Source organism: Novosphingobium sp. 32-60-15 (assembly GCF_002280675.1).
Classification (GTDB): Bacteria; Pseudomonadota; Alphaproteobacteria; order Sphingomonadales; family Sphingomonadaceae; genus Novosphingobium.
Genome location: NZ_NCEN01000052.1, coordinates 1 through 9,670, shown reverse-complemented (window position 1 = coordinate 9,670; position 9,670 = coordinate 1). Strand labels below are relative to the sequence as shown.

General features: G+C 65.2%; 16 protein-coding genes. 15 read left to right on the top strand and 1 reads right to left on the bottom strand.

The window, feature by feature from the left end; all coding sequences use genetic code 11:
- The 11 genes from B7Y89_RS17915 to B7Y89_RS17865 form a co-directional block, all read left to right on the top strand.
- On the top strand, positions 1-544 hold a 544-nt coding region (locus tag B7Y89_RS17915; protein WP_292940886.1), incomplete at its 5' end, for a PRTRC system ThiF family protein.
- Positions 545-860: 316 nt separating this feature from the next.
- A complete protein-coding gene (locus tag B7Y89_RS17910) occupies positions 861-1,349 on the top strand; it encodes a hypothetical protein (RefSeq protein ID WP_292940883.1) in 489 nt (162 codons plus the stop codon).
- 201 nt (positions 1,350-1,550) lie between these two features.
- On the top strand, positions 1,551-2,195 hold the full coding sequence (locus B7Y89_RS17905; protein WP_292940880.1) for a hypothetical protein: 645 nt from the start codon (positions 1,551-1,553) through the stop codon (positions 2,193-2,195).
- A gap of 11 nt (positions 2,196-2,206) precedes the next feature.
- Entirely contained in the window at positions 2,207-2,668 is a 462-nt protein-coding gene (locus B7Y89_RS17900; protein ID WP_292940878.1) for a hypothetical protein, read from the top strand.
- A gap of 180 nt (positions 2,669-2,848) precedes the next feature.
- Positions 2,849-4,006 carry a hypothetical protein gene (locus B7Y89_RS17895; protein WP_292940875.1) on the top strand — a complete coding sequence of 386 codons (1,158 nt, stop codon included), beginning with the start codon at positions 2,849-2,851 and terminating at the stop codon, positions 4,004-4,006.
- Between the two features lie 108 nt (positions 4,007-4,114).
- Positions 4,115-4,387 (top strand): transposase, encoded by a 273-nt coding sequence (locus B7Y89_RS17890; RefSeq protein WP_292940872.1) that lies wholly within the window; start codon positions 4,115-4,117, stop codon positions 4,385-4,387.
- 17 nt (positions 4,388-4,404) lie between these two features.
- Complete coding sequence (locus tag B7Y89_RS17885; protein ID WP_292940869.1) at positions 4,405-5,217, top strand: hypothetical protein; 813 nt, start codon at positions 4,405-4,407, stop codon at positions 5,215-5,217.
- A gap of 1 nt (position 5,218) precedes the next feature.
- Entirely contained in the window at positions 5,219-5,617 is a 399-nt protein-coding gene (locus B7Y89_RS17880; protein ID WP_292940866.1) for a hypothetical protein, read from the top strand.
- A gap of 252 nt (positions 5,618-5,869) precedes the next feature.
- Positions 5,870-6,112, top strand: coding sequence for a hypothetical protein (locus B7Y89_RS17875; RefSeq protein ID WP_292940863.1), 243 nt, complete (start codon positions 5,870-5,872; stop codon positions 6,110-6,112).
- A 58-nt stretch (positions 6,113-6,170) separates the two neighbouring features.
- Positions 6,171-7,139: a hypothetical protein gene (locus B7Y89_RS17870; RefSeq protein ID WP_292940860.1), complete on the top strand. Its 969-nt coding sequence runs from the start codon at positions 6,171-6,173 to the stop codon at positions 7,137-7,139.
- Positions 7,136-7,486, top strand: coding sequence for a DUF3768 domain-containing protein (locus B7Y89_RS17865; RefSeq protein ID WP_292940857.1), 351 nt, complete (start codon positions 7,136-7,138; stop codon positions 7,484-7,486). The genes B7Y89_RS17870 and B7Y89_RS17865 overlap by 4 nt, the downstream gene beginning before the upstream one ends.
- Before the next feature lie 10 nt (positions 7,487-7,496).
- Here the strand turns inward: B7Y89_RS17865 and B7Y89_RS17860 are convergent, their stop codons facing one another.
- Complete coding sequence (locus B7Y89_RS17860) at positions 7,497-7,688, bottom strand: hypothetical protein (protein WP_292940854.1); 192 nt, start codon at positions 7,686-7,688, stop codon at positions 7,497-7,499.
- 29 nt (positions 7,689-7,717) lie between these two features.
- Here B7Y89_RS17860 and B7Y89_RS17855 point away from each other — a divergent pair, with 29 nt between their 5' ends.
- The 4 genes from B7Y89_RS17855 to B7Y89_RS17840 all read left to right on the top strand — a co-directional run.
- A complete protein-coding gene (locus tag B7Y89_RS17855) occupies positions 7,718-8,047 on the top strand; it encodes a hypothetical protein (RefSeq protein ID WP_292940851.1) in 330 nt (109 codons plus the stop codon).
- Between the two features lie 143 nt (positions 8,048-8,190).
- Positions 8,191-8,700: a hypothetical protein gene (locus B7Y89_RS17850; RefSeq protein WP_292940848.1), complete on the top strand. Its 510-nt coding sequence runs from the start codon at positions 8,191-8,193 to the stop codon at positions 8,698-8,700.
- Positions 8,690-9,388 carry a hypothetical protein gene (locus tag B7Y89_RS17845; RefSeq protein WP_292940845.1) on the top strand — a complete coding sequence of 233 codons (699 nt, stop codon included), beginning with the start codon at positions 8,690-8,692 and terminating at the stop codon, positions 9,386-9,388. Before B7Y89_RS17850 ends, B7Y89_RS17845 begins: the two co-directional genes overlap by 11 nt.
- A gap of 61 nt (positions 9,389-9,449) precedes the next feature.
- The coding region (locus B7Y89_RS17840) for a hypothetical protein (protein WP_292940842.1) at positions 9,450-9,670 on the top strand (221 nt) is incomplete at its 3' end.

Here is a 9,670-nt window from a genome sequence, read left to right as displayed (position 1 = left end):
CTGGAAGGCTGTTCACGGCCGCGCGCCAGGCGCGATCGATATCTCGAAAGCCGATATCCTCATCACCTGCGTCGACACGGCGTCCGCGCGCCGCGCGCTTGGCGCTGCAATGGCGACGGGATCCACGCCACCGACCTATTGGATGGACCTCGGCAACCGCGCCAGCGACGGTCAGTTCATTCTCGGCTGCCCTGGCCGCGAGCACGGGCAGGACCGCAGACGCCTTCCCACCGTCCTCGAATATTTCCCCGAGATCGCTGATGAGCGCCTTCCGGACGACAACAGCCCATCCTGCTCGGTCGCCGAGGCCCTCGAACGGCAATCCCTCTTCGTGAACCGCGTTCTGGCCAGCCACGCTCTCGCCCTGTTTTTTGATTTGATCGGCCGCGGCTCCATCGGCCACGCCGGCGCTTTCATAAATCTCGCCAGCGGACAATGCGTCCCGATTCCGCTGCGAGCGACCGATGGAACGATCGACGATCGCGGGTCAGCCGTTGAGCTGGACGAAAGCGCTGCGAGGCCCCTGATCGGAGCCCAGCGATGAGCGTGCGTTCCTCCAAGGCCGAGGTCCGCAATCCGATTCTTACCCTCCCGTCGGTCGCTCGGCTTCGCGCCCTCAGTCCTGACGCCCGTCTCGCCCTCCAGGACATCCTGCTCGACATCCAGAACGATGCTCGTTTGCGCGCGGAACGCAGCTGGCGGAATCGAAAGCCTCCGGTCGCGGCCTATTGGGCCGCGTGCGGAGTCTATGCGGGACACATTGCTCGCGCCATCGGCCCGGGGCCTGGCCGCCGACAACGAACCGGGGTTCCCAAGATGCCTCCGGCGCCCGCTGCACTGTCCTCCAAGGAGATCACCCGATGTTGATTGAGCTCCGCAAACAGAAGATCATCAAGCACCTATCCCAGGATTGCTCCTGCTATACGGCGGAGCTGTGGATCGATGGCCGGTTGGCGTTCCTCGCCAGCAATCGGGGACAGGGCGGCGCCGATGACTATCGTCAGGTCGGCGTCATCACCGAGGCCGAGGTTGATACCTGGTTGAAGGCCAATCGACCTGCTCGGCCATTCCACGGCATCGTACTGGCGCCCACGCTCGAACATGAAGTGGCCTTCCTCATAGACGAGGCCGAGAACATCGCACAGCTGCGCCGTCGACTGCGGAGCAATGTCATCACGATCGAAGACGGCCACATCTACACCTACCCGCTGAAGAAGCGTCCGGTCGCGGCCGTCATTGCAGCCATCCGTACGAAGAAACCGCAAATCGAAATACTCAACGAAACGCCTGACGACGGTTTGAGGCGAGCGGTTCACATCCTCAGCAAGCAGAGCTCCGAGTTCGAGTGAAAGTGCTGGAATAGCCGATCGGGTGCCTCGCCCGCGGTCATGCAGGCTGACTACTGGCCATAGAGCGGCTCCCTGTCGCCAGTCCTGAGCAGGACGCAGCCGACGACCCGCCACGCCAAGGGCGGTCAATATCCAACCGGCGAAAGAGGAGAGGGGGGCAGGGGTTCCGAGCGTGATGAGCGCTCCAAGCCGGAGGTCCCCATGCACTACGACGTTGCGTTCCGACACCAGCAGGCCCTGGATCCCAGTGCCCTTACGACCATCGCCACGACGCTTCACGCGGTCCAGGCTGCGATCGCCGATTGCCGCAATGCGGGCAAGGATCTGGAGGACGATCCGGCCGTCGTGCTGCTCGTGCGCCACCTCGGCGCGGTCACCCTATCGCGGCCCGGCGACATGCATTTGCGGCATGCATGTATGGATCAAATCGCGGAGATCAGACGCCACCCGACCCTGCTGACGCTCGCTCGCCGGGGGGTCGTCCATGACGAAAACGCGAAACGTGCATTCCACTGCGAAGGCCGCACCGCGATGCGCCGCCTGGCCGAGGCCCTTCACCTCGCCGAGAACAGTTTCGATGTCCGGTCAAATCGAGCCGGTCCCGCCTGCTCGGGAGAAATTACACTTCACGGCGAAGAGGTCTGGGTTCAGCTCGGCCTCGGCTGTCTCGGGCCCGACCATGAAGTGCTGTTCCGCCGCGTGCGCGGCCGCGGCGATAATATCGGCGATCGAAACCGCTGGGCATCCATTCGTGACCTGCTCTCGCCCGACCGCTTTGCCGACCGGCTCCGCCGCGAGTTTCAGCTCAGCGCCGCTCCCGCGTCGCCAACCCGCCTGTTCGCCTGATGGAGGCCGCCATGGACATCGTCTCCTCCCGCACACGCATCGGCCTCGATCAGCCGACCTATGCCTATCGCCTCTACGTGCCCATGTCTGAGCTCTCGCCCGAGCGTCAGCGCCTGATATCCTATCGATCGAACTTCGGCATCGGCGACCGCGACGCGTATCTCGCGAGGGTCGATGCCGTCATCGCGCCGATGACGCATCTCGAGACGCCAGCCGGCCTCGAACGCCACGCGCAAGCCAAGGCGATCGAAGACGTCGCATCTCGGCTATCGGCGATAATATTGCGCGCGCTGTTTCCCGAAATGACGGCCGAGACGCTGCCGTTCCGGTTCCTCGTCCCCTCCGCACCGCCCAATGCCATCATGCGAGCGAGCATCCAGGATCTCACGGCACGGTATGAAAAGCTCCGGACGCTGCTTGCCACATTCACTCCGGAGCTGATCGGCGCGCGGATCGACAGGAACGGCACATGACGTCCGCGTTCGATCCTGCCGATCCGCAGACCTGGGTCGCTCGCGGACGGCGGTCCGACCACGCCGTCATCATGGCAACCGCGTGGCAGACATTTCCCGACTTGCCCGGCGATGCCCGGCGATGCGCCTGCAGAGCTACGCATGGCGCGGACACGCGCACGTGTTCAGGCGATGCGACCCGTGATGGAGGCGATCCAGGCCGAGCAGGAACGCAAAAGGCAGGCGCGCAACTTCGCCTTCACCGAGGACCGCATCGCCAGGTCCGAGGGGGACGAACGCGAGGCCGCGATCTTGCGCGGCCGCGACAACCACCGTTTTGACTGGGACGCCTCGGTCCAGTTCGCGAACGGCACATACGCGGCGCGGGCCGGTTGGGTCTGTCGACCTCCCGAGGCCCGAAGCGGCGTTCCAACCGATATCCGCCTCAACGCCGCCTATATGACGGGCTTTCGTGACGGCGGCGGTGATGCCGACGATCTGTTCGACGTGGCCCGCCGCGCTCGCAACGCCGCGGATCGACCGACTCCGTCTTCGCGTTCGACAGCGCCACGGGCTCGTGCGCGTCCGCTTCCCAGCAACTGGCCGCAACCCTCGGATACGCCGAGGCCGACGAACTGGAGCCGGCGCTTGCTGATCCTCGGCGCGCCTGAAGCCGGCATGCTGTCACCTGCAACGGCGGACGGCAGCAAAGCCCTTGTGACGCTTATGCCGCTGCTGCAGGAACGGCCCGGGGCCGAGCAAGCTGCGCTCGTTGTCGTCTGCGCAGCCGGCTTTCTCTCCGTCACCGAGGCGATCGCCGGCGTTGTAGCTTTGCGAACCGCGGACGGCGTACAGCGCCTGGCAGCCGATCCCGTCCAGCCGGCGAAGCTCAAGGCTTTGCTCGAGGGGCGCGACTTCGACGAGATCCTGGTCGCGGCACAGGGCCTCTACCTCGACGCTGTCGATGCTCATGCGAAGCTTCTGCCGCTCTGCCGTGTCATGGAGCGGACCCGCAATTCGGTGATCCAGCAAAAGGCGCATTTCAGGATCTGGCTCGACCGCGGCGTGCGCTCCGGCGAAACCCTTGGCGCGGGCCATATCCGCTGGGGCAAGGTGGCAAAGGGTCTCACCGCTCGCCTCGGTGAATTCACCGCGCGATACGTCGGCAAAGCACCGGGACGCGGCCATCGCATCGTCGTTCAATTGCAAAACGGCGAAGCGGCTGAAGGCTTCGTCACGGTGCGCGGTGATCGCCTGCAGCCGGAGATCCTGATCACCAATCAGAAACATCTCCGCGCGTCCATGGCCGCGAGCTTGCGCGCCTTTGGCGGTGCGACACGGTTTTCGCGCCCATCGTAGCATCCACGCACCGCCATTGCGGCCGTCCTCAACATCGGTCTCCCCGGATAGAACCATTCTGGATCGAATCTCGGGATTTGGGGCGGTTGACGCCCAGAAAGCCGGAAGATGACCGAGATTCGGACGACAATCGCTGGTTCCGACATCGCGGTGCACGTCGATCGCACGGCTTCACTGGGATGGCGCTTCTGGACTCTCGGCGGGTTTCCGGCGGATCCGATCGAACCGAGGGCTTATGGAGTTTCGCGCTGCTTGCCGCTCGATCGCTCCTTCCGCCTCTTCTGCACCCACCACCTCTTCCCGAGCGCATCGCAAGACGGAGTCGAAAGCTTCGCGCAAGAAATCATTGAGCACCACTCCCGCCAGCCCAGGCTGCTCTGACCAAACGGACCCCGACCATGGAAACGACCCGCAGCCAGCGCTGGCGGGAGCGTCGCGCCCTGTGGGCGCGCGACCTCACCGTCATCGATCCCAAGGCCTATGCCGTCGACATTATCGATCACGGCCCGGCGCGCGCCTTCATTGCGCAGCACCACTATCTGCCGAGCTATCCCGCAGCCCGGGTCGCTATCGGCCTGTTCGGCCGAAACGCCATTCTGGAAGGCGTCGCCGTGTTTGCCGTTCCGACGACGAACGCCGTCATCACCAGACACACGGGGTTCGACGATCCCGAACGCGGCTGCGTTCTTGCGCGCCTCATACTTACCGATGCGGTGCCGCAGAACGGCGAAAGCTTTTTCGTCGCCCGCGCCTTCCGACATCTCCGCCGCGAGCGGCCGAACATCGAGGCCGTGGTCTCTTACAGCGATCCCGAGGCCGGCCATATTGGCCGTGTCTATTGCGCACTGTCGGCTGCGCACCGTGCCGTCACCAAGCCGCGAACGGTCCTGCGTGCCCGCGGAGTGACAATATCAGGTCGAACGGTCTCCAAGATACGACTTGGAGAGCAGGGCCACGCCGGCGCGATCGACCAGCTGGTGGCCCTCGGTCTCCCGAGGCCGACTACACTGGAGCAACCTGCTGCCTGGCTCTGGCGGCTCGAGCGCGAACGGCTCCTCGTTCGTCACCAGCGAGCGGGGCTCTACGCTTACTGTTTCGAGCTTACCCGCGAGGCGCGCCGCCGAGGCCGCGCACTTCCGCGCTTGCCGTACCCGAAAGCGCTTCCGGTCGCGCACCCGACACTTCCGTTCTTTCAACCACAGGAGATGTGACATGGCCGACCTTACGACCTTGCCCGTCATGACTGCGGCCGAAGCCGAGAGCATCGGCTTCGCCCGGTTCAACGACGTCCCGACCCTCCCGATCGATATCCCGGACGGGAACTTCACCATCAGCGCCCGGACGACCGATGGCCGACGCATTACCTTCTTCTTCGGCGAATATCGGCGAGACGCGCCACCAAGTTTCGTCGACATCCAATACCACGATCACAGCGCGACCATCTCGAACGCGAATGGCGGCCGTTCGCCGGTGTTCGACATGCTGACCATCGGTCTTGGCGGTTGCCAGGTCTTCGACAGCCGCCAGCGCGCCGACGACGACAAGCCGTCGATCGCAGTCATCCTCCTGGGCGAGCCGAAGGCGGCCGCCCGGTCAGATCGAGAGGACTAGCCATGTCCATCTATGTCGCCCGCTACACGCGGCTGCATCCCCGTCTCTGGGCGCCCTATTCTCGATCACCGCCTATCCGCACGGCTTCCACAATTGGCCGGAAGATCTCGCCGACCCTGTCTGGAGGCCCAATGCGCGCCTCATCACGCCGAGCGGCGCCGCGTCCCGGCCGCTCGCGGATTGCGCTACGCTCGATGCGGCGATCGAGGCGTGCTGGGAGCATTTCGCAACCCTCGACGAGGTGACCCGGCCATGCTGAACCCGTTCCAACGCGCTTGCGCCGACACCTATGGCGCCGGCGACTTCGCCCATGTCCAGAATGTCGAGGAGGCACGCGAGCCCGGAGACACGCTCTTCACCTTCCTCATGATCGAGCTCGCCTCGAGCGAAGGATGCAGCAGCGTCGAAGAGGCGGTGCGCAGACTCGATATGGCGATCGCCGACATCCAGGGTGTCGCCGAGGCCGTCCAGCGCGGCGGGCCGACCGCGCGCTGACGAGGGGAGGGGGGCCGAAGAAGTGGCGATCTTCCGCCTTTCAAGCCCGAGGCCCCCCATGTCATCCCTCCCGTCCATCCTGTCTGCCGGCGCGCCGAGGCCGGTCGACTATCTCACCGCTGGCGCGCCGCCACCGATCGTTCTCGCCTATGGGATCGGCGTCGATTCCACAGCGCTCCTCGTTGAGCTGGAAGCGCGCGGCGAGGTGCCGGATCTCGTTCTCACCGCCGATCCCGGAGCCGAGAAGCCGGCGACCTATGAGTATCAGAAGCTGATCGCCGCCTGGATGGCGGCGCGGCATATTCCTTACGAGGTGGTCCGCTACGTGCCTCAGCGCTTCAAGCACTGGCCGCCATACTACTCGATCCTCTCGAACGTGCTGACCAATGCAACGCTCCCAAGCATCAGTCTGGGGCGGCACAGCTGCTCGCTTAAATGGAAAGTCGCCCCGCAGGACGCCTTCCTGAAGCAATGGGCGCCGGCCAAGGCCGCGTGGGCGCGCGGGCAGAAGGTCACACGCCTGATCGGCTATGACGCATCGCCCGCCGACACACGCCGCTATGCCCATGCCTCCGCACTCGACGATCCGCTCTTCGATTGCCGCTATCCGCTGCGCGAGTGGAAGTGGACCCGTGATCGGTGCGTCGCGCGCATAGAAGCCGCGGGCCTGCCGGTCCCGCCCAAGTCGAGCTGCTTTTTCTGCGGTGCGATCCGGCCCGACGAGGTGCGGGTGCTCCCAACATGGTGCCTGCGCTTGATCGTCCTCATCGAGGCGCGGGCCGAACCGCGGCTTCGTACGGTCGAGGGCCTCTGGCGCCGGTCGACCAAGACGAAGCCGGGGCGGATCACCGATTTCATTCGCGGCGAGCGGCTTCTCCCCGAGGCCGAGATCGATGCGATCCGCCGCGACGCGCCGACCGACCTTGTCCGCTTCCAGGACGCAGCCAGCATCGTGCCGGTGAGCGAGCGTCCCACGATGGAGGAATGGCTCGATGACTTCAACGCAGGCCTGATGGAGGCAATATGACCGACCAGACATTCCGCATCGCCATGCTCAACGACAGATGCCGCCAAGGCTTCGACCGCAGCGCCCGCGTCGTCATCACCGCCGCCTGCCTCGCAACACTTGCAGGAGAGGACGGCACGGCAAGCGAGATCCTGGCCCAGGCCGAAGTAATGGCCGCAATCCGCCGGTACGTTTTCAAACCCGAGGACGGCTGCGAGCGCGCACGCGGCGACCTTGTCGTCGCCGGCCATGCCGTCCGCTTCACGATCGACTATTACGATCTCTCGCTCGAGTGGGGGTCCGAGGACCCCGCCGACCCGCTGGCCACCACACGGGTGATGACGATCATGCTCCCGAGCGACGATTGACCCTCGGTCATCATTCCAACTGCGAAACCGGAGACCAGCCATGCGACGGATTACAGCGGCCGGGCCCGAACATGGGCAGGCGATAGCAATAGCGGTTGAGCGTCTGCGCGAAGCCCGTACTCTCCTCCGCCAGGCCGGCGCGCGCCAGGCAGCGTCGGCGGCCGGCAAGGCGATCAGCAGCGCCGAAGGCGCCGCGCGGCATGTGCAACACAGGATCCGGAGGACGACCCAATGAGCCGGCATGACCTTCAGCCCAAGGCCGACCAGCCGCACGTCGTCCGCGCGACCGTCGGTTGGGATCGACCGCTCCAGACATTCTTTGCGCAGGTCTTCTTCCGGACGGAAGACGAGCCTGACGAAGGGGAAGCCCTGATCTGGTTCGGCACCGAGCCCGGGGAACTCATGTCGGGCGAGGCCGCGATCGCGATCGTCAGACCCCACGTCGAGGTGCCCGGTGGTCTCGCCGACCAGCTCGACGCCGAGATGCGCGAGACGATCGGCGTGAAGGACGGACACCACCAGACTGCAGCAAAACGGTCGCTTTTCGGCTCGACCCACTGATCAGCCCTTTGACGTCTTCGCCCGACTGATCGCGCGGCCGATACGGCCGGCATCATCCAACTGTCTTCACCCACCCGCGTCGCCGGTCCTGCCGGCAGCGCTCACCGTCGCGTGCCCACGGCGCCGATAATCAAGGAGCCATTATGGCAGACCGTGTTTCAGCATCGATCGTCATCGGTGGATCGCTCTCGGGGTCGGCTTACACCGAGCTTGTCGAGCTGATCGGCAACGAGGGCCTTTCCACCGAATGGGACGGCGAGGCGTTCGAGCCCCATCACCGCACCGTCGGCCAGCCCCTCAGCCTTTACGCGCACGAAGTGGCGTGGGGCTATTTCGACGGGCTCGAAAGCTGGTGCGCCCGAAATCAGGTTCCCTTTACCAGGTGGTCGGGCGGCTATGCCGACCAGTGGGGGCCGGAGCGGATCGTCCACCAAGGCGATGGCACGGTGACCTCCTATGCGGTCACTGAAGACGACACTGTCGTCATCGCGCGCGAAGCGCTCGAAAAGCTCGGCTCGTTCGACGCGATCCTCGCGCATTTCGCAGCCGCCGATTTCGCCGTGCCGCCGCTCGTCCTCGAATGCGATGCCTCCGAGGCCGGGGCACCGACCGACTCCACCTCCGATGCGGAAGGACCAACGCATGTCGAATAGCTACACCAAGGCCGCGTTCAGCCTGGTGGTCACCGCCGCCGAGGCCGATCTTCTGCGTCGTGTCGTCGCCGCCATCGAGATGATCGGCGACGCAGACATCGGCATCGACACGCTCGAGGCGCATCACGCGGCGATTGGCGCGGACTTCGCCTCGCTCTTTCCGCGTACCGAACTCAGCCCGTTCGACGGGCTGCTCGATCTCTTCCCGGACGCGAATTATCCGATGCTCGACTTCGATATCGACTTTGGCGAGCCCGATGCCGCAGGGCAGGTGATCGTCTTCCTCTCGGGCGAACAGTTTGGCATCGAAACGGCCGCCAATCTGATCCAGCGCTGCGCGCGCTCCGCACTCCCGTTCGGCTTCGAATGGGCGTCCGACTGTGATCGACTGCGCGCCGGCGAGTTCGGGGGCGGCTATGTCGTCATTACTGAGACCGCCATCGAATATGGCAGCACCGGGCGGATGCTCGATCGCGCGCTCGCTCGCGTGCATGACGAGGGCGCCGACGGGTTCGTGCTAGCTATGCGGCAGGCCGAGCACGGCCTCAGCTTCTGGAACGACGCGGGCGGTTTCGATCGGCTCGCGCGCGCACGGATCTTCTCCGAGGCCGAGGCCGGGAGCTTCGAGCTGCCGGTCGCGAATGATGAGCCAGAATGGCTCGCCATGCCCGGTCCGCTTCGCCTTTGATCCGCACATCATGGTTGCGCTCGGAGTCCAGACCTATAACTTCGGCGCTCGGAGATAGATGATGGCCTCGATCCCGACCGACTATGACGCCGCGCGCGCAGCACTGACCCGGCTGATCCCACTGGCGATGAGCGACACCGGTCAAGCGCGCCGCGTCGCCAACTTCCTGATGGCGTGGTGGAACGGCCCAGACCTTGGCCATTTCGAGATCGCCGACATGTTCGGCCTCGATGTTGCGGTCGCCAACGACATCACCACCGTCATCGGCTTTCTCGGCCAGAA

Bases quoted from the DNA above. Each gene is read 5' to 3' on its own strand.
- B7Y89_RS17910 (WP_292940883.1), top strand. From the start codon at position 861: ATGTTGATTGAGCTCCGCAAACAGAAGATCATCAAGCACCTATCCCAG.
- B7Y89_RS17905 (WP_292940880.1), top strand. From the start codon at position 1,551: ATGCACTACGACGTTGCGTTCCGACACCAGCAGGCCCTGGATCCCAGT.
- B7Y89_RS17900 (WP_292940878.1), top strand. From the start codon at position 2,207: ATGGACATCGTCTCCTCCCGCACACGCATCGGCCTCGATCAGCCGACC.
- B7Y89_RS17890 (WP_292940872.1), top strand. From the start codon at position 4,115: ATGACCGAGATTCGGACGACAATCGCTGGTTCCGACATCGCGGTGCAC.
- B7Y89_RS17885 (WP_292940869.1), top strand. From the start codon at position 4,405: ATGGAAACGACCCGCAGCCAGCGCTGGCGGGAGCGTCGCGCCCTGTGG.
- B7Y89_RS17880 (WP_292940866.1), top strand. From the start codon at position 5,219: ATGGCCGACCTTACGACCTTGCCCGTCATGACTGCGGCCGAAGCCGAG.
- B7Y89_RS17875 (WP_292940863.1), top strand. From the start codon at position 5,870: ATGCTGAACCCGTTCCAACGCGCTTGCGCCGACACCTATGGCGCCGGC.
- B7Y89_RS17870 (WP_292940860.1), top strand. From the start codon at position 6,171: ATGTCATCCCTCCCGTCCATCCTGTCTGCCGGCGCGCCGAGGCCGGTC.
- B7Y89_RS17865 (WP_292940857.1), top strand. From the start codon at position 7,136: ATGACCGACCAGACATTCCGCATCGCCATGCTCAACGACAGATGCCGC.
- B7Y89_RS17860 (WP_292940854.1), bottom strand. From the start codon at position 7,688: ATGCCGCGCGGCGCCTTCGGCGCTGCTGATCGCCTTGCCGGCCGCCGA.
- B7Y89_RS17855 (WP_292940851.1), top strand. From the start codon at position 7,718: ATGAGCCGGCATGACCTTCAGCCCAAGGCCGACCAGCCGCACGTCGTC.
- B7Y89_RS17850 (WP_292940848.1), top strand. From the start codon at position 8,191: ATGGCAGACCGTGTTTCAGCATCGATCGTCATCGGTGGATCGCTCTCG.
- B7Y89_RS17845 (WP_292940845.1), top strand. From the start codon at position 8,690: ATGTCGAATAGCTACACCAAGGCCGCGTTCAGCCTGGTGGTCACCGCC.